This is a genomic window from Actinomadura pelletieri DSM 43383 (genome assembly GCF_003634705.1).
GTDB classification, from domain to species: domain Bacteria; phylum Actinomycetota; class Actinomycetes; order Streptosporangiales; family Streptosporangiaceae; genus Spirillospora; species Spirillospora pelletieri.
On record NZ_RBWU01000004.1, the window covers coordinates 130687 to 148864 of the forward strand.

The window sequence follows — 18178 nt, forward strand, 5'->3', positions numbered from 1 at the left end:
GCCGTGACAAATCTTCTCTGGTAACCCTCGAAGGCCGGAGTGATGATGACCCGCATGGCACCGATCCGGAGACACCAGGCGGCATGCACCCGTCGCGGCGCACCGCGGGCCGCTCCCGTCGGCCGCCGGGCGGCCGGCGCCGTCTCCGGCGGCTGAGGGGGCAGCCGATCACACGCCGTTCACCGAGGTAGCGGACTTCGGTGCGGTAAGTCCATCCCAGGACAGGTTTCACACACGGGGAGCGACAGGGGTCGAGAGGCGTTCGAACGGATCGTTCCGTGCTCTCCCCCGGTCGCATGAGCACGAAGTGGGTTGGATCGCTATGACCAGGCCGATGTTAGAAAGCCGGACGCCCACGGTCGCGTCCGGCTCCGAAAGGGTTCTACGGGAAGTGCTCGGTGGCGGCGCGGACCGGGAGCTGCTGGAATTCGCGGCGGGCGCCGGAGGCGACCCCGGGCTCCTCGCCGAACTCGCTCACGGGCTCCTCGAGGAAGGGCTCGTCACGAACGTCAACGGAACGTTTCAACTCGTCGAACGGCGCCTTCCGCATCGCGTCACACGGTTCGTGACGCGCAGGATGGGCGAGCTGAGCACGCCCTGCCGCCAGTTCCTGAAGGTCGCGGCGGTCCTGGGCCGGTCGTTCATGCTGGAGGACGCGTCCAGCATGCTCGAACGTTCCTCGGCCGCGCTGCTGTCACCCCTGGACGAGGCGATCGCCGCCGGATTCGTCGTCGCCGCCGGGCACCGGTTCGCGTTCCAGAGCGACTTCGTCTGGCAGGGGATCATCGAGTCGATTCCCGCTCCGGCGCTCGGCGCGCTGCAACGGGAGGCCTTCGGACGGCCCGGTGACCGCGCGCGGCCGTTCGACCACGAGTTCTGGGTGACCGGGCGTTCGACGTGGGCGACCGAGCCTTCCTCGTCCGCCGCCGAGACCGGCCCGGACGCCGGACCGGGCGCCGGTCCGGACCCCGGCACGGCGTCGTCCAGGGCGCATGAACTGATCATGAGCGGGCGGGCGACGGCCGGGATCCGGGTCGCCGAACGGATCCTCGCGAGCCCGAGCGTCCCGGCGTCCATTCGGGGCGACGCGGAGGCGTCCGTGATCCTGGGACATCTCGTCCTGGGCCACGAGGAGGCCGAGAACCACGCCCAACGGATCCTGCGGGAGCGCGGGCCCGGCCGGGACGACGTCGCCGCGCTGATGGCCCTGACGGCGCTCTCCAGCGCCCGGTGGAACGCCGGCGAACTGGCGTTGGGGCTCAGTCTCGGGCGTGCCGCGGTCCGGCACGGCACCAGAGCCGACCCCGTATGGCGGATGCACTTCCAGCTCGCCCTGGCCCGGAAGCTCACCGACCTCCGCGAGTTCGACATGGCCCAATCGCTGGTCGACGACGCGGAGGCCGGGCTGCGCGCGGCGTCCGAGCCGGTGTGGACGGCCGCGCCCGCGGCGGTGCGGTCAAGCCTGTTCCTCCAGGCCGGACGGATGAGGGACGCCCACCGGCAGGCGGAGCTGGCGACCGCCGCGACCGGGCGCGACGCCGTGCCGGTGCTGAGGCCCCTCGCTTACTCCGTCCTCGGCACCGTCGCGCTCTACCGGGGAGACCTGCCCGCCGCCGCCGAACACCTGAAGCGGGTGCGGGACGAACCCGGAAGCGACCGGGCGGTGCTCTACCCCGCGCAGCACGCGTGGACGGCCCTCCGCCTCACCGCCACGAGGGACGGGGCGCGGGCGGCCTTCGCGCTGCTGTCCGAGGAGTACGGCGGGCTCGCGACGCGGCGGAGTCTCTACATCGAGAACCCGGGCGCCGCCGCGTTCCTCGTCCGCCTCGCGCTCGACGTCGACGACGCCGACCTTCGGCACGACGTCCTGCGGACCGTGGACGCCCTCGCGGAGGACAACCCCGGTATCTCGGTCATCGGCCTGGCCGCGCTGCAGGCGAACGCGTCGGCGAACGGCGACTCCGCCGCCCTGGAGCGCATCGTCACGCAGTCGCCGGATCCCTACTCGGTGGCCCTGGCGACGGCGGAACTCGCCAGGCACCACGCCACGGAAATCCCGGCGGAGGAATCGAGGCCGCCGATTTATCCGGGCATGCCATTCGCGGGATCAACGAATCGGGACCCGCACCATAATGCCGCACCGGGTGCGCGCCACGGGCACGAGAACGGCGCCGCGTCACCGTTCCACGGCGGAGCCGACGACTGCGACTGCCCGCTGACCGACATGGAACGGCAGATCACGTACCTGGTGAGCGTGGGGCTGACGAACCGGCAGATCGCCAAACGCGTCCATTTGTCGGCGCATACCGTGAACTACCATCTGCGCAAGATCTACCGGAAGATCGGCATCAACACCCGCGCCGAGCTGGCGCGCGTGGCCACGCTCTACGCCGAACGGGCCCGCGCGGCCGGCCGCACCACCGAGGACGCGGAGAAGTGGATCTTCGGTCACGCCGGTCACGCGGGTCACGCCGGGCACGCCGGGCACGCCGGGCACGCGGGTCACGCCGGGGACGCCGCCCACTGAGGCGCGCCGGCCCGGTCGGCCACGGCCCGACCGGGCGTGGCGGGCGAGGCGGCCGGGTCGGGCGCGGCGGTTTCGTGGGCGATGAAGAGCCTGGTCAGCTCGACCCGGCTGTTGATGTTGAGTTTGGTGAACACACGTCGCAGGTGGCTGTCGACGGTGTGCGGCGACAGGAACAGCGCGCTCGCCGCCTCCCGGTTCGTCTTGCCGTCGACGATCGCCCGCACGACGCGCAGTTCCGCGTCCGTCAGGCTCTCCCAGCCGGACTTGGGCCGGTCGGCGCCGAGACCGCGCACGTTGGAGACGCCTAGGCGGCGCAGCTTCCGCTGCACCCGGCCCACGTCACGCTGCGCGCCGCACTCCAGGTACTGGTCCATGGCCGACTCGAGGAGCCGGACCGTCCCGGACCTGTTCCGGGTGCCCTGCTCCTCGCGTGCCGCGTCCTCGAGCGCGGCGCCCGCCGCCAGCGGACGCGCCGCGAGCCGGTACAGCTCGACGGCGCGGTGCAGGGCCGCCGGGTCGTGGCGCAGCAGACCCTCGGCGTGCTCGGCGCCGCCCTCCAGCGACGCCACGGCCGGGTTGCGCCCGGCGACGCGCCGGGCGAGCTCGGCCGCCCGCGCCGCCTCCGCGTCGAGTCCGACCTGCCCGGCCAGCCGTACGAGCATCGCGGCCGCCGCCGGGGCCTCGGCGAACAGCAGCGGATCCGGGGTCACCCCGGCCTCGACGTTGATCAGCGTCTGGACGGCCATCGCCGGGCGCCCGCTCACCGCGTGGAACCGCGCGAGCGTCCGGTCCAGGGCGGACCTGTCGGCGGTGGCGTTGGCGTTGGCGTCGGCGGGGGTGGACCGTTCGGCGGCGCGCAGCTGTTCGCTGGCGGTGGCGAGGTCGCCGCGGTGCATGCTGACCAGGGCCAGCGCGAGCCGGGCGGGAAGGGACTCGTCCGGTGCCCGCGGGTCCGTGCGGCGGAGCGCCTCCTCGGCTTCGGCGTGCGCCTCGTCGAGCCGTCCGGCCGCCACCAGGAGCCCGGCGCGGTGGCCGTGCCACAGTCCCGCCGGCCACGGTTCGCCGAGCGCCTCGGCCTCCCGCCTGACGGCGTCGCCGACGGCGGTCGCCTCCGCGAACCGGTCGGTGGCGGTGAGGGCGCGCAGCAGCCAGGTCCACAGGGGCCGCGCGCAGGTGCCACAGGACGCCGAGGGCGCCGCCAGCGGCGGCCGTCCGCGCCACGGGGTGACGACCGCGCCGGGCATGCCGCCTCCGTGTCTCGCGGTCTCCGCGAGCGCGCCCTTCAACTTGGCGCGGTCGAGTTCGCAGACGTCGGGCCGCGCGAGCGTCCGCCGGAGAAGCTCGCCGGACAGGGCGTGGGAGCCGGTGTCGCGCAGCCCGCGGCTCAGCTCGAGCACGAGTCGAGCCTCGGTCGCCGCGCCGGTCCCCGGCCCCGCGCCGGGGCGGACGGCGGCGCCGGCGAGACGCGCGGCCTCGGCGTCGCGCCCGGCGCCGGCGAGCAGGCGCAGCGCGCGGGCCAGCGTTCGCGGTGTCTCGTCGGACAGGTCGCCCAGGGCCGCGACGGCACGAGCCGCCATCTCGTCGCACCCGCATCCGGGCGCCCGCGGGGGAGCGGACGGTGGGACGGCGGACGGAACGGGCCGCGGCCGCTCGGCGCCTCCCCGTGTCGCCGTGTGCCGAAGCGCGTCTGCGACGATCTCGTGGACGAACTCCACCTTCGTGCCGTCGCGCCGCACCAGGCCGACGTGCGCCGCCTCGTCGACCAGGGACGACAGCACGTCGGTCGGCTCGTTCAGAAGGTCGGCCGTCTCCTCGACCGCGAACGTCCGACCGATCCGCCTCCCGGACACGAGCAGGCGCCGGACCGAGGGGGACAGGTCGTGCAGCAGCCGGCCGACGGCGCCGAGGACGTCTTCGGGCGGTCGCTCGGCGACCACCGACGCCGTGCCGTCGACGATGACCACCTCGCCCGCCTCGACGAACGCGCCGAACAGGGTCTTCAGCAGCCACGGGTTGCCGCCGCAACGGGCCGCCCACCCGAGCGCGGACGGGCCCGGTTCGGCGCCGAGGAGGCCGGTGCACAGCTCGGCCACCGCGTCGTCGTCCAACGCCTCCAGGGGGAGCCGTGCGGCGACGTGGTCGATGAGCCAGCCGACGGCGTGCTGAGCGAGGGTCCGGGTGGGGACGGGCCGCCGCGCGAGCAGCCACAGCACCGGTGAGGACGCCAGCGATCGCACGAGCCCCCGCAGGGCGAGCCCGCTGACGTCGTCCACCCGGTGCGCGTCGTCCAGGACGATCAGGAGGGGCCGCCGCCGCGCCGCGTCCTCGACCAGCTCCCCGATGCGGTCCATCAACCAGAACGGGTTGCTGTCGGGGCGGGCCAGCTCGTCGAGGTCGCTCTCGCCGGACGTCACCTGCCGCAGGAAGTTGGTCAGCAGTTGGAGGGGGACCGGCCTGCCCGACCCGTCGGCACGGCCCGCGACGACGGTCAGGCCGCGTTCGGCGCCCGCGAGGGCCGCGGCCTTCAGCAGGCTCGTCCGGCCGATGCCGAACGGCCCCTCGACGGCGACGCAGCCACCGGAACCCCGCGCGACCGCGTCCACATGGCCGTGTAACGCCGACAGTGTCCGCGCACGCCCCACCAAAGGATTCATGATTGGCCTCATGTTGCTCTGGAGAATCGTCCGGCGCCCGTCATGGTCGTGACAAAGGATTGTCATCGAGTACCAGCGTGATGGCGTGCCCGCGTTATCTCAAGAGCCGACCATTGACACATTCGACTAGTATTCGGCGGCCAATGCCCGTATGACTTGTCACTACTCATGCGAGTAGTGGGCAGCGCCGCACATCGCGATTAACGTCGAGGCCATGCCGATTTGATGTCGCCTTCCGGAAAACCCGTGGAGGCGACACCCGCAGCGCATTTCCGGCAGCCGGGAGATGAGAGCATGACCGTCAGCGATCTCGCCGCGGCCGCGGACACGGCCGCCATCGACGCCGCGATCGGCGACTTCCTCGCCGACCGCCGGGCCGAGACCGGTCCGCTCGGCCCGGACGTCGCCGCGGTGCTGGACGAGCTGGCGGGCTTCGTGCTGCGCGGCGGCAAGCGGCTCCGGCCGTCCTTCGCCTGGCTGGGTTGGATCGGCGCGGGCGGCGACGAGCGCGGTCCGGACGCCGCGGCGGTGCTCACCGCCTGCGCGGGACTGGAACTGCTGCACGCGTCGGCCTTGATCCACGACGACATCATCGACGCGTCCCCGACCCGCCGCGGCCGTCCCGCCGTGCACGTCACCCTCGCCGGGCCGCACCGGGCCCGGGGCCTCTCGGGTGATCCCGACGCCTTCGGCGCGGGCGTCGCGATCCTTCTCGGTGACCTCGCCCTGGTCTGGGCGGACGTGATGGTCCGCGCGTCCGGGCTGCCGCCGGACGCCCAGGCCCGTGTCGGGCCGGTGTGGTCCGCGGTGCGGTCGGAGGTCCTGTACGGCCAGCTCCTCGACTCGTACAACCAGGCGAACGGCGACGAGGGCGTCGAGTCGGCCCTGCGCGTCGACCGGTACAAGACGGCCTCGTACACGGTGGAACGTCCGCTCCAGTTCGGCGCCGCGATCGCCGACGCGCCCCCGGGCCTCGTCTCGGCCTACCGCGAGTTCGGCGCCGACATCGGCATCGCGTTCCAGTTGCGCGACGACCTGCTGGGCGTGTTCGGCGACCCGGCTGTGACCGGCAAACCGTCCGGCGACGACCTGCGCCACGCCAAACGCACGGTCCTGCTCGCGACCGCCCTCGAACTCGCCGACGAACGGGATCCGGCCGCCGCGCGGTTCCTCCGCGCGAGGATCGGCACCGACCTGTCCGACGACGACCTCGCCGCCGTCCGTGCCGTGATCGTCGACGTCGGCGCCGTCGACCATGTCGAACGGCAGATCGCGCTGCGCACCGACAGGGCCATGGCCGTGCTGGAGGCGAGCGAGGCCACCGGCGGCGCCAAGGAGCGGCTCGCCGCGATGGCGATCAGGGCGACGCGGCGGGAGCGGTGATGGCGCGCCCGGACACACGCACCCTCGACCGGGCCGGTCGCACCGGCGTCGGACGCGCCCACGGCAAGGCCATCCTGCTCGGGGAGCACGCCGTCGTGTACGGCGCTCCGGCACTGGCCATCCCGCTTCCGCGGCTGACGGTCACGGCGCGCGCCACCCGGCTGCCGTCCCCCGACGACGGGGTCTCCTTCGTGATGGCGAGACCGGCGTCCGCGCCGGTGCGGCTTCGCGGGGCGGACGGCCTGCGGCGGCTGGTGGCGGAGTTCGCCGCGACGACCGGCGTCGGGGAACGGCCGAGCGTCGAGGTGCTCATCGACTGCGCCGTCCCGCACGGCCGTGGGCTCGGCTCCAGCGCGGCGTGCGCCCGCGCGGCCGTCCTGGCGTTCGCGGATCTCTTCGACCGGCGGCTCGGCGCCGGGGACGTGTTCGACCTCGTGCAGATCTCGGAGCGGGTGGCGCACGGCAGGGCCAGCGGCATCGACGCGCTCGCCACCGGGGCCACGGCTCCCCTCCTGTTCCGCTCCGGCACCGCCCGGGAACTGCGCATCGGATTCGACGGAATGTTCGTCATCGCCGACAGCGGCACCGCGGGCAGCACCCGGGACGCGGTCGAACTGGTGCGCGGGAAGTTCGAGCGCGCCCCCGAGACGCGGGCGGTGTTCGTCGACCGGGTGGCGGACCTGACCGACGCGGCGGCGCGCGACCTCGAGGACGGCCGGGCCGCCGACTTCGGCGCGCGGCTGACCGACAACCACGCGCTCCTCCGCGACGTGGGCGTCAGCACGGACCGCATCGACGCGCTGGTGGACGCCGCGCTCGCGGCGGGCGCGCTGGGCGCCAAGATCAGCGGCGGGGGGCTGGGCGGCTGCGCGGTGGCGCTGGCCGCCGACCCGGACCGCGCCCGCACGGTCGAACACGGCCTCCACGACGCCGGAGCGGCCAGGACCTGGATCGTGCCCGCGGGGAGGTACGCCGCACATGCCGACTGACCACCGGACCGCCGTCGCCCACCCGAACATCGCCCTGATCAAGTACTGGGGCAAGCGCGACGAGCGGCTCGCCGTCCCCTACGTCGACAGCCTGTCGATGACCCTGGACGTCTTCCCGACGACCACCACCGTCCGGCTCGACCCCGCCGCCGGGATGGACGGCGTGACACTCGACGGCATGCCCGTGGGGGGCGAACCGCGACGCCGCGTCATCGCCTTCCTGGACCTGCTCCGGGAGTTGTCCGGACGCGCCGAACCGGCCGTCGTGGACACGCGCAACACCGTCCCCACCGGGGCGGGACTGGCCTCCTCGGCGAGCGGGTTCGCCGCCCTCGCCGTCGCCGGAGCCGCCGCCTACGGCCTCGACCTCGATCCCACCGCGCTGTCCCGGCTGGCCCGGCGAGGGTCCGTCTCGGCCGCCCGGTCGATCTTCGCCGGCTTCGCGGTCTGCCATGCCGGACGCGGCTCCGGTCCGGCCGCCGACCTCGGCTCCTACGCCGAGCCACTCGACGTCCAGGAGTTCGACCCGGCGCTGGTGATCGCGCTCGTGGACACCGGTCCGAAGGCCGTGTCCAGCCGCGCGGCCATGCGGCGGACCGTCGCGACCTCCCCGCTCTACCGGGCGTGGGCGGCGTCCGCCGGGGCCGACCTGACCGGCATGCGGACGGCCCTGCGGCGCGGCGACCTCGCTGCGGTGGGGGAGATCGCCGAACGCAACGCCCTCGGCATGCACGCGACGATGCTGGCCGCGCGCCCGGCGGTCCGCTACCTGTCGCCCGCCACGCTGGCCGTGCTCGACGGCGTCCTGCGACTTCGGGAGGACGGCGTGCCCGCCTACGCGACCATGGACGCCGGACCGAACGTCAAGGTGCTCTGCCACCCCCGGGACGCCGCCCGGGTGGGCGCGGCGGTGCGCGAGGCCGCCCCGGGATGCGCGACCGTCACCGCCCGGCGCGGCCCCGGCGCCCGCCTCACCACCGGGGCCGTCGCGGTGAGGGCCGACCCGTGACCGCGCGGACGGTCACCCGGCGGGCGCCCGGCAAGCTGTTCGTCGCCGGGGAGTACGCGGTCATGGAGCCCGGCCACCCGGCGATCCTGGTGGCGGTCGACCGGCACGTCGCCGTCACCGTCACCGGGTCCGGCGGTGAGGACGTCGTGATCGACTCCGACCTGCGCCCCGAGCCGGCCCGGTGGCGGCGAGGCGGCGACGGCCTCGGCCCCATGGAGGGGCGGACGCCGGACGGACTCACCCATGTGGTGTCGGCGATCGAGGTGGTCGACGCGTTGCTCGCCGAACGCGGGCCGCGTCCGTCCCCGATGCGCGTCTCGATCCGGAGCGACCTGCACCGCGCCGGGACGAAACTCGGCCTCGGATCGAGCGGCGCCGTGACGGTCGCCACCGTTTCCGCCGTGGCCGCCCACCAGGGGTTGGACCTGTCGACCGCCGACCGGTTCCGGCTCGCGCTGCTCGCGTCGGCCCGCCGCGATCCCGGCGGCTCCGGCGGCGACCTCGCCGCCGCCGTGTGGGGCGGGTGGATCGCCTACCGCGCGCCCGACCGGGACGTCGTCCTCGACCTGGCCCGGCGCCGGGGCGTCGAGGAGGCCCTCCGCGCCCCGTGGCCGGGCCTCGGGCTGTGCCGGCTTCCGCCGCCCCGGGGACTCGCCCTGGAGGTGGGATGGACCGGGCGACCGGCCGACACCGCCGCCCTCGCCGGACGCCTGGGCGCGCGGGCACGGCGGGACGGCGCCGACTCGCCGCCCGGGGCATGGCACGACTTCCTGACGCGCAGCGACGCGTGCGTCCGGGCCTCGATCCGCGCGCTCGAACGCGGGGACGACCACGAACTCCTGCGCCGCGTCCGGGACGCCCGAAAGATCCTCGCCGACCTGGACGACAAGGCCCGCCTGGGCATCTTCACCCCCGAGCTGACCGCGCTGTGCGACGCCGCCGAGAGCGTGGGCGGCGCGGCCAAGCCCTCGGGCGCCGGGGGCGGTGACTGCGGCATCGCGCTGCTGGACGCCGGCGCGGACCAGGAGATCGCCCGGCTACGGGACGGGTGGACCGCCGCGGGCGTGCACCCCCTGCCGATCGGCGTCCGGCCACCGGAAGGGAACACCGAATGATCGCCGACCGTAAGGACGACCATGTCCGGCTCGCCGCCGAGCAGCAGCGCCGGTCCGGCGGGCACAACCAGTTCGACGACGTGTCCTTCGTCCACCACGCCCTCGCCGGGATCGACCGGACCGAGGTGTCGCTCGCCACGCGGTTCGCCGGGATCGCGTGGCCCGTCCCGCTGTTCGTCAACGCGATGACCGGCGGCAGCGCCAAGACCGGCGCCGTCAACCGGGAGCTGGCGATCGCGGCGCGCGAGACCGGTGTCCCGATCGCGACGGGATCCATGAGCGCCTACTTCAAGGACCCGTCGACGGCGGACACGTTCGCCGTGATGCGCCGGGAGAACCCGGACGGCTTCGTCATGGCGAACGTCAACGCGAACGCCTCCGTGGAGAACGCGCGCCGGGCCGTCGACCTGCTCCGGGCGGACGCCCTGCAGATCCACGTCAACGCCGTCCAGGAGACGGTGATGCCGGAGGGCGACCGGTCGTTCGCCCACTGGGCTCCCCGCATCGAGGAGATCGCGTCCGGCGTCGACGTTCCGGTGATCGTGAAGGAGGTCGGTTTCGGGCTGAGCCGCGAGACCGTGGAGCTGCTGCGGGACCTCGGCGTCCGGGCGGTCGACGTCGCCGGCCGGGGCGGCACCGACTTCGCCCGCATCGAGAACGACCGGCGCCTGAACGGCGGGCGCGATCCCGGCGAGCACGGCGGGCGCGAGCGGGCCGACTACTCCTACCTGAACGGGTGGGGGCAGTCCGCCGCCGCCTGCCTGCTGGACGCCGCGGGCGCCGGCGTCCCCGTACTGGCGTCCGGCGGGGTGCGCCATCCGCTGGACGTGGCGCGCGGCCTGGCACTCGGCGCGTCCGCCGCCGGAGTCTCCGGCCGGTTCCTCACCACCGTCCTGGACGGCGGCGCCGCCGCCCTGGTCGCGCGCGTCACCGCGTGGCTCGACCAGCTCACCGCGCTGATGACCATGCTCGGCGCGCGGACCCCCGCCGACCTCGCCCGACGCGACCTGCTCGTCCGTGGCGGACTGCGCGAGTTCTGCGCGGACCGCGGCGTCGACACCCGCCGTCTGGCCACCCGCTCCCGATCCCTAGGCACCGCACCCGACACGATTGGCGGTATCCGATGACCGACACCCACACGACCGCCGGTGTTCCCATGAGATGGGTCGGCCCGGTCAGGATCTCGGGCAACGTGGCGACGACCGAGACGGAGGTGCCGCTCGCCACCTTCGAGTCGCCGCTCTGGCCGTCCGTCCGGCGCGGCGCGAAGGTCTCCCGGCTGGTGGAGGGCGGCATCGTCGCCACCCTCGTCGACGAGCGGATGACGCGGTCGGTGTTCGTCAAGGCCAGGGACGCGCAGACCGCGTACATGGCCGCGCTGGAGGTGGACGCGCGGTTCGACGAGCTGCGCGAGGTGGTGCGCGGCTGCGGCCGGTTCACCGAGCTGGTCGGGTTCCGCCACGAGATCACCGCCGACCTGCTGTTCCTCCGGTTCGAGTTCACCACCGGCGACGCGTCCGGGCACAACATGGCGACGCTGGCTGCCGACGCGATCCTCGCGCACCTGCTGAAGGCCATTCCCGGGATCTCCTACGGCTCGATCTCGGGGAACTACTGCACCGACAAGAAGGCGACCGCGATCAACGGGATCCTCGGTCGCGGCAAGAACGTGGTCACCGAACTGCTCGTGCCGCGCGACGTCGTCCGGGACGTCCTGCGCACGTCGGCGACCGCCGTCGCCGAACTCAACGTGCGCAAGAACATGGTCGGCACGCTGCTCGCCGGGGGGATCCGCTCGGCCAACGCGCACTACGCGAACATGCTGCTCGCGTTCTACCTGGCGACGGGCCAGGACGCGGCCAACATCGTCGAGGGCTCCCAGGGCGTGACCGTCGCCGAGGACCGGGACGGCGACCTGTACTTCTCCTGCACGCTGCCGAACCTCATCGTCGGGACGGTCGGCAACGGCAAGGGCCTCGACTTCGTCGAGGAGAACCTGACCCGGCTCGGCTGCCGGGCCGAACGCGAACCCGGCGAGAACGCGCGCCGCCTCGCGGTCATCGCGGCGGCGACGGTGCTGTGCGGCGAATTGTCGCTCATGGCGGCGCAGACGAACCCCGGCGAGCTGATGCGGGCGCACGTCCGGCTGGAGCGCGAGAACGCGACCACGAGGATCGGAGGCTGACATCCCATGTCCGAAACCGCTGAGGTGCGGGAACTCCGCGCCGTCATCGAGGAGTCCGCCCGGATGCTGGACGTGCCCTTCGCCGGCGAAAAAGTGTCGTCCGTTCTGGGCGCCTACGAGGACGCGTTCGGGCATGACGCGACCGTGGTCGCCTTCCGGGTGGCGACCGGCGTCCGGCACGTCGGGGAACTCGACTGCCGCTTCACCACCCACCCGGACGACCGGGACCCCTACGCCTCCGCGTTGGCGAAGGGCCTCACGCCGGTGACCGACCACCCCGTCGGGAACCTGCTGTCGGACGTCCACGCCCGATGCCCCATCGACAGTCACGGCATCGACTTCGGTGTCGTCGGCGGCTTCAAGAAGGTCTACGCGTTCTTCACCCCCGACGACCTCCAGGAACTGTCGACGTTCACCGCCATGCCCGCGATGCCGCGCGGCCTCGCCGACAACGCCGACTTCTTCGCCCGGCACGGCCTGGACGACCGCATCGGCGTGATCGGGATCGACTACCAGAACCGGACCGTGAACGTGTACTTCAACGAGGTGCCGGACGCGTGCTTCGAGCCGGACGCCATCCGGTCGATGCTCCGCGAGATCGGGACGGCCGAGCCCAGCGAACGGATGCTACGGCTCGGACGGGAGTCGTTCGGGCTGTACGTGACCCTGAGCTGGGACGCACCGAAGATCGAGCGGATCTGCTTCGCCGTGACGACCACCGATCTGGCGACGCTTCCCGTCCGGATCGAACCCGAGATCGAGAGGTTCGTGAAGAGCGTCCCGTTCGGTGGCGACGACCGCAAGTTCGTCTACGGCGTCGCCCTGGCCCCCGAAGGGGAGTACTACAAACTCGAGTCCCACTACCGGTGGAAGCCCGGGGCCATGGACTTCATCTGATCCGCGTCCGCGAGCAACGAGCCGAGCAGTTCACCGAGGATCCGCGGGCCGTGCTGGGTGAGGATCGACTCGAGGTGGAACTGCACGGATCGGAACCCCGCGCCGCGCAGCGCGTGCACCTCGCCCGTCCGGCGGCTCCGGCTGACCTCGACGGGCCGCCCCTCCCAGAGGACGACGTCGTCGTCGGCTCGCGCGGCGTAGGTGTTGTAGAAGCCCACGAGCTCCGACCGGCCGAACAGATCGATCGGCTTCTGCACCCCCTGGTTGGGCACCGCGCGCCGCACGATCTCCAAGCCCAGCTCGGCCGCGAGGATCTGATGGCCCAGGCAGATGGACAGGAACGGGACGTCACCGCCGAGCAGCTCGCGGGTCAGCGCCCGCAACATGCCCATGCGCGGGTCCACGGTGTCGCGGGGGTCGCCGGGGCCGGGGCCGACGATGACGAGGTCGAATCCGTCCTGGGGGAGCGGCTCGTCGAACCGCCTGATCGTGGTCCGCAGGCCGAGGGCCCGCAACTGGTGGCCGAGCATCCCCATGAAGGCGTCCTCGTTGTCGACGACCAGCGCGTGCCGCCCGTCGAGCGCCGGGTGCGGTCCTGCGCGGCGGGCCCCGTCGAGCCAGAACCGCGACAGGGTGGCGTTCCGGCCGCGCAGCGCCCGGCGCACCCGCGGATCGGCGGCCGGTGACGCGTCCGCCGCCCGCGTGGGCCCGCCCTGCGCTCCGGTGCCGTTCGCGGTGGCGCCGTCCGGCGTGAGGCCGAGCGCCGCGAGCATGCCCGCGGCCTTGGCCCGGGTCTCGGCCACCTCGGAGGCGGGGTCGGAGTCGCGGACGAGGGTCGCGCCGACACCGAGCCGCAGCCGCCCGTCGGCCGCCACCTCGGCCGTCCGGATCATGATCGCCGAGTCGAGCGTACGGCCGCCCGCCGGGTCGCGTCCGACCAGCGCGAGGACGCCGCCATAGTGGCCCCGGCCCGCCGTCTCGTGCCGGGCGATCACCCGGAAGGCGTTCTCGATGGGGCTGCCGGTGACGGTCGGCGCGAGCAGCGTCTCCCGCAGCACGTCGCGGACGTCGAGGTCGCCGCGTCCGGTCAGCACATATTCGGAGTGGGTCAGCCGCGCCATTTCCTTGAGATAAGGGCCGTGCACCCGACCGCCGTCGCCGCACATCCGGGCCATCATTTTCAGTTCCTCGTCGACCACCATATAGAGTTCGTTTGCCTCTTTCGGGTCGTGCAGGAACCTCAACAACCCGGAAATGTCCGGGCCGGACGGAGGATGCCGGTAGGTTCCGCTGATCGGGTTCATCGATACGGTGCCGCCGGCCATGCCGACATGCAGTTCCGGGGACGCGCCGACGAACGTCTGCGCGCCGGTGTGGAACAGGAACGTCCAGTACGCCCCGGACTCGCCGGCCAGCAGCCGCCGGAAGACGGCGAGTTCCGTCTGGACGGAACACTCCTCCAACCGCGCGACGAACGTGCGCCTGATGACGAAGTTCGACCCGGCGCCCTGCCCGATCTCCTCGGCCAGCACGCGCCTGACGATCGCCGCGTACGCGTCGTCGTCAAGGTCGAAACCCGCGTCCGACACGCGCACGTCCCGGTCGGGCAGCGCCGCCAGTGCCGCGTCGCGGCTCAGTTCGGCCTGCTCGTGAACCCGCATGGCCAGCAGCGGAGCGTGGTCGTCGCGGCAGGCGAACCCGCGCTCGGTGATCTGCCGGTACGGCACCGCCACGAGCAGGTCGTGCCGCGCGCCGTCCGCCCTGCCGTCCGCCCTGCCGGCCGCCGTGCCGTCCGGCAGCGGAAGACCGGCGAGGCCGTCCACGGGCACGACCTCGCCGGTCAGGACCTCCACCGGGGCGTCGCGCAGCGCGCCGGGCCGGTACAGCAGCGCGAAGGCATGCGAATCCGTCCCGAACATATCGATCCCCTTCGCCTGCGACCGGAACACGCCTTTCGATACTGCGGGGATCGGAACGGGTCGCACAATGACGTGAAGCCGCCGGAACACGCGTTGGGCGTGTTCCCGGTAACGGATCACCGGTATTGGCGTGAACACCTTAATCGGCGGCACTACTCACGCGGGTAGTGGGCGGCCGGGCACCGCGCATTTAGCATCGTGACACACCCGTTCGATGAGAGCGATGGAAAATGACTGAGGATCTGCTGGTCCAGAAATACGGCGGCAGTTCGCTGCGGACGCTCGACCGCGTCCGGCACGCCGCCCACCGCGTCGCCGAGACCCGGCGGACCGGCGTGTCCGTGGTCGTGGTCGTCTCCGCGCGCGGCGCCCGGACCGACGATCTGCTGCGGCTGGCCGCCGACATCGGCCCGGCCCGTCCGGGCCGCGAACTCGACCAGCTCCTCGCCACCGGCGAGTGCGAGTCGGCGGCGCTGATGGCCCTCGCCCTCGACGCGCTGGGCGTACCGGCGATCTCGCTGACCGGCCACCAGGCCGGGATCCGCGCCACCGGCCGGCACGGCGACGCGCTCATCTCCGAGATCGGCGCCTCCCGCGTGCGGGCCGCGCTGGACGGCGGCGAGGTCGCCGTCGTCACCGGCTTCCAGGGGACGGACCGCGCCGGGGACGTCGCCACGCTCGGCCGCGGCGGCTCCGACACGACGGCCGTGGCGCTGGCCGCGCGGCTGCGCGCGTCGGCCTGCGAGATCAACACCGACGTGGACGGCGTGTTCACCGCCGACCCCCGCGTGCTGCCCGCGGCGCGGCGGCTGCCGTGGGTCCGGCCCGACGTGATGGCGGAGATGGCGTTCGCCGGGGCGCGGGTCCTGCACACCCGCTGCGTCGAGCTGGCCGCGATGGAAGGAGTCGAGGTGCGCGTCCGCAACGCCGCGTCCCGGGCGCCCGGGACGACCATCACCGAGCGGTGGGACGACCGGCCGCTGGAGACCCGCAGAGCCGTCACGGCGGTGACGCACGACACCGATGTCGCCCGCGTCCTGGTGCACTGCCGGGACGGCCGCCGCGACCTCGCCCCCGACGTGTTCGAGGCGCTCGCCGCCCACGGGACGGTCGTGGACCTGGTGGCGAGGTCCGGGCCCCACGAGCACGAGTTCCGCATGGGCTTCACGATCCGCCGCACCGAGGCCGACACGGTCCGGGCAGCGCTGCACGAGGTCGCGGTCGCGTTCGGCGGCGGCGTCCACGTCGACGAGAACGTCGGCAAGGTCTCCGTCGTCGGGATGGGGCTGCTCAGCCGCCCCGAGTACACGGCCACGCTCATGTCGGCGCTGGCCGCCGCCGGGATCCCGACGAGCTGGATCTCCACCTCCCAGCTTCGGCTGTCGGTGATCGTGCCGCGGGAGCGCACCGTCGAGGCCGTCGAGACCCTGCACCGGGAGTTCCGCCTTGACCGGAACGAGCCGCCGGACGTCGCGCCCGCGGACACCGGCCGTTCCGTCACCGTCTGAGAGAGGCAGGGCCCAGTGGCTGTGCACAACGCTTCGTTCGCTCGCGGTCTCCGGCTGCGCCGCCTGTTCCGGCACGGTGACGGGCGCCTGCTCGTCGTGCCGCTCGACCACTCCGTCTCCGACGGGCCGCTCCGCCGCGGCGATCTGGACGTCCTGCTCGGCGAACTCGCCGGGACGGGCGTGGACGCCGTCGTCCTGCACAAGGGCAGGCTCCGGCACGTCGACCACGCCTGGTTCGGTGACATGTCGCTGATCGTGCATCTGAACGCCAGCACCCGCCTCGCCCCGGACCCGGACGCCAAGTACCTGGTCACCCATGTCGAGGAGGCGCTGCGGCTGGGCGCCGACGCGGTCAGCGTGCACGTCAACCTCGGGTCGCGGGAGGAGGCCCGGCAGGTCCGCGACCTGGCGACCGTGGCGGGGGAGTGCGAGCGGTGGAACGTCCCGCTGCTCGCCATGATGTACGCCCGCGGCCCGCGGATCAGCGACCCGCGGGCGCCGGAGCTGGTCGCGCACGCCGCGTCGCTGGCCGCCGACCTCGGCGCGGACATCGTCAAGACCGATTACGCCGGCACGCCCGAACGGATGACCGACGTGGTGCGCGCCTGCCCGATCCCGGTCGTCGTGGCGGGCGGTCCACGGCTGACCGAACCCGACGCGGTGCTGGCCAACGTGTCCGACGCGCTGGACGGCGGCGCCGCCGGGGTGGCTGTCGGCCGCAACGTGTTCCAGGCCGAGCGGCCCGGCCGGATGGCGGCCAAAATCGCGCGGCTGGTGCACGAGTCGCCGCGTCCCCCGGGCCACGACACGGTCGACGACCGCCTCGCCCTGACGCCCTGACGCCCGCCGAGACCTCGACGTTCCGCTGAGGAGACACCTGTGAAACTGTGCTGGCTGGACATCCGCAACGCCGACGGGGCCAAGGAGGCGATCGTCGAGGAGGCCGTCCATCAGCGGGTGGACGCCATCGTGGCCGCCGACCCGGCCGACCTGGAACCGCTGCCCCCGACGGTGCGAAGGGTGCTCTTCCCGCACGACCGGGCGCTGCCGGAGAAACTGGAACCCGCCGACCTGGTCATCGTCGACCCGGCCCGGCACGGGGAGCCCGCCGAGCTGGCGCACCGGCATCCCGGCGTCGAGTTCGGCCGGTTCGTGGAGATCACCGACGCCGACAGCCTCGACGACGCCTGCCGCTCGGCGCGCCACGAACAGTGGAGCCTGCTGCGGTTCCGCGACCCCACCAAGATCCCGCTGGAGATCGTGCTGGCCGCCGCGGCCGGAGCGGACGGCAGCATCATCACCGAGGTCGCCGACGTCCAGGAGGCGAAGATCGTCTTCGGGGTGCTCGAACACGGCTCCGACGGCGTGCTGCTCGCCCCGCACGCGCCGGGCGAGGCCACCGCCCTGCGGTCCGCCGCGGTCGGCGGGGCCGCCGACCTGTCGCTCGTGGAGCTGGAGGTCACCGGGATCCGGCGGGTGGGGATGGGCGAACGGGTCTGCGTCGACACCTGCACGAACTTCCGGCTGGACGAGGGCATCCTCGTCGGCTCCCACTCCACCGGCATGATCCTGTGCTGTAGCGAGACCCACCCGCTGCCGTACATGCCGACCCGGCCGTTCCGTGTCAACGCGGGCGCGCTGCACTCGTACACGCTGTCGGACAACGGCCGCACCAACTACCTCAGCGAGCTGTCGTCCGGAGGCAAGGTCCTCGCCGTGGACGCCTCGGGCCGGGCCCGCGTCGTCACGGTGGGCCGGGTCAAGATGGAGACCCGGCCGTTGCTGGCGATCGACGCGGTCGCGGCGTCCGGGGTGAACGTCAACCTCATCGTCCAGGACGACTGGCATGTGCGGGTGCTCGGGCCGGGTGGCACGGTGCTGAACGTCACGGACCTGACCGCGGGCACGAAGGTGCTCGGTCACCTCCCGGTCGAACAGCGGCACGTCGGCTACCCGATCGACGAGTTCTGCATCGAGAAGTGACGGCGCCGA

Annotated in this window: 13 protein-coding genes; 11 read left to right on the forward strand and 2 right to left on the reverse strand. The window is 73.3% G+C overall.

Going from position 1 to position 18178, the window contains the following annotated elements; translation table 11 throughout:
* Positions 1-334: 334 nt before the first annotated feature.
* On the forward strand, positions 335-2527 hold the full coding sequence (locus tag BZB76_RS18525; RefSeq protein ID WP_170180675.1) for a helix-turn-helix transcriptional regulator: 2193 nt from the start codon (positions 335-337) through the stop codon (positions 2525-2527).
* On the opposite strand, the gene BZB76_RS18530 is transcribed toward BZB76_RS18525, so the two are convergent.
* Positions 2503-5181: a helix-turn-helix transcriptional regulator gene (locus tag BZB76_RS18530; protein WP_121435668.1), complete on the reverse strand. Its 2679-nt coding sequence runs from the start codon at positions 5179-5181 to the stop codon at positions 2503-2505. The two genes, BZB76_RS18525 and BZB76_RS18530, sit on opposite strands and share 25 nt — an antisense overlap.
* A gap of 294 nt (positions 5182-5475) precedes the next feature.
* Between BZB76_RS18530 and BZB76_RS18535 the strand changes: the two genes are divergently transcribed.
* Genes BZB76_RS18535 through BZB76_RS18565 form a run of 7 tightly spaced genes read left to right on the forward strand, consistent with a single transcriptional unit; the run spans position 5476 to position 12759 of the window.
* Complete coding sequence (locus BZB76_RS18535; protein WP_121435669.1) at positions 5476-6564, forward strand: polyprenyl synthetase family protein; 1089 nt, start codon at positions 5476-5478, stop codon at positions 6562-6564.
* Entirely contained in the window at positions 6564-7553 is a 990-nt protein-coding gene (mvk, locus tag BZB76_RS18540; RefSeq protein WP_121435670.1) for a mevalonate kinase, read from the forward strand. Before BZB76_RS18535 ends, mvk begins: the two co-directional genes overlap by 1 nt.
* Positions 7543-8562 (forward strand): diphosphomevalonate decarboxylase, encoded by a 1020-nt coding sequence (gene mvaD / locus BZB76_RS18545; RefSeq protein WP_121435671.1) that lies wholly within the window; start codon positions 7543-7545, stop codon positions 8560-8562. The genes mvk and mvaD overlap by 11 nt, the downstream gene beginning before the upstream one ends.
* On the forward strand, positions 8559-9677 hold the full coding sequence (locus BZB76_RS18550; protein WP_211343067.1) for a phosphomevalonate kinase: 1119 nt from the start codon (positions 8559-8561) through the stop codon (positions 9675-9677). Before mvaD ends, BZB76_RS18550 begins: the two co-directional genes overlap by 4 nt.
* The gene (gene fni, locus BZB76_RS18555) at positions 9674-10804 is read left to right on the forward strand and encodes a type 2 isopentenyl-diphosphate Delta-isomerase (protein WP_121435673.1); all 1131 of its coding nucleotides are present in this window, start codon (positions 9674-9676) and stop codon (positions 10802-10804) included. Before BZB76_RS18550 ends, fni begins: the two co-directional genes overlap by 4 nt.
* Positions 10801-11862: a hydroxymethylglutaryl-CoA reductase gene (locus BZB76_RS18560; protein ID WP_121435674.1), complete on the forward strand. Its 1062-nt coding sequence runs from the start codon at positions 10801-10803 to the stop codon at positions 11860-11862. Before fni ends, BZB76_RS18560 begins: the two co-directional genes overlap by 4 nt.
* 6 nt (positions 11863-11868) lie before the next feature.
* Positions 11869-12759, forward strand: coding sequence for an aromatic prenyltransferase (locus tag BZB76_RS18565; RefSeq protein ID WP_121435675.1), 891 nt, complete (start codon positions 11869-11871; stop codon positions 12757-12759).
* Here BZB76_RS18565 and BZB76_RS18570 read toward each other — a convergent pair.
* The gene (locus BZB76_RS18570; RefSeq protein ID WP_121436190.1) at positions 12723-14678 is read right to left on the reverse strand and encodes an anthranilate synthase family protein; all 1956 of its coding nucleotides are present in this window, start codon (positions 14676-14678) and stop codon (positions 12723-12725) included. The genes BZB76_RS18565 and BZB76_RS18570 overlap by 37 nt on opposite strands.
* A gap of 230 nt (positions 14679-14908) precedes the next feature.
* Between BZB76_RS18570 and BZB76_RS18575 the strand changes: the two genes are divergently transcribed.
* Genes BZB76_RS18575 through BZB76_RS18585 form a run of 3 tightly spaced genes read left to right on the forward strand, consistent with a single transcriptional unit; the run spans position 14909 to position 18169 of the window.
* Positions 14909-16186, forward strand: a complete 1278-nt coding sequence (locus tag BZB76_RS18575) for an aspartate kinase (protein WP_211343069.1) — start codon at positions 14909-14911, stop codon at positions 16184-16186.
* A 15-nt stretch (positions 16187-16201) separates the two neighbouring features.
* Complete coding sequence (locus tag BZB76_RS18580) at positions 16202-17026, forward strand: 2-amino-3,7-dideoxy-D-threo-hept-6-ulosonate synthase (RefSeq protein WP_121435676.1); 825 nt, start codon at positions 16202-16204, stop codon at positions 17024-17026.
* 39 nt (positions 17027-17065) lie between these two features.
* Positions 17066-18169 carry a 3-dehydroquinate synthase II gene (locus tag BZB76_RS18585; RefSeq protein ID WP_121435677.1) on the forward strand — a complete coding sequence of 368 codons (1104 nt, stop codon included), beginning with the start codon at positions 17066-17068 and terminating at the stop codon, positions 18167-18169.
* Positions 18170-18178: the final 9 nt, after the last annotated feature.

Coding starts and splice junctions, on each gene's coding strand:
- BZB76_RS18525 (WP_170180675.1), top strand. CDS start 335: ATGTTAGAAAGCCGGACGCCCACGGTCGCGTCCGGCTCCGAAAGGGTT.
- BZB76_RS18530 (WP_121435668.1), bottom strand. CDS start 5,181: ATGAATCCTTTGGTGGGGCGTGCGCGGACACTGTCGGCGTTACACGGC.
- BZB76_RS18535 (WP_121435669.1), top strand. CDS start 5,476: ATGACCGTCAGCGATCTCGCCGCGGCCGCGGACACGGCCGCCATCGAC.
- mvk (WP_121435670.1), top strand. CDS start 6,564: ATGGCGCGCCCGGACACACGCACCCTCGACCGGGCCGGTCGCACCGGC.
- mvaD (WP_121435671.1), top strand. CDS start 7,543: ATGCCGACTGACCACCGGACCGCCGTCGCCCACCCGAACATCGCCCTG.
- fni (WP_121435673.1), top strand. CDS start 9,674: ATGATCGCCGACCGTAAGGACGACCATGTCCGGCTCGCCGCCGAGCAG.
- BZB76_RS18560 (WP_121435674.1), top strand. CDS start 10,801: ATGACCGACACCCACACGACCGCCGGTGTTCCCATGAGATGGGTCGGC.
- BZB76_RS18565 (WP_121435675.1), top strand. CDS start 11,869: ATGTCCGAAACCGCTGAGGTGCGGGAACTCCGCGCCGTCATCGAGGAG.
- BZB76_RS18570 (WP_121436190.1), bottom strand. CDS start 14,678: ATGTTCGGGACGGATTCGCATGCCTTCGCGCTGCTGTACCGGCCCGGC.
- BZB76_RS18575 (WP_211343069.1), top strand. CDS start 14,909: ATGACTGAGGATCTGCTGGTCCAGAAATACGGCGGCAGTTCGCTGCGG.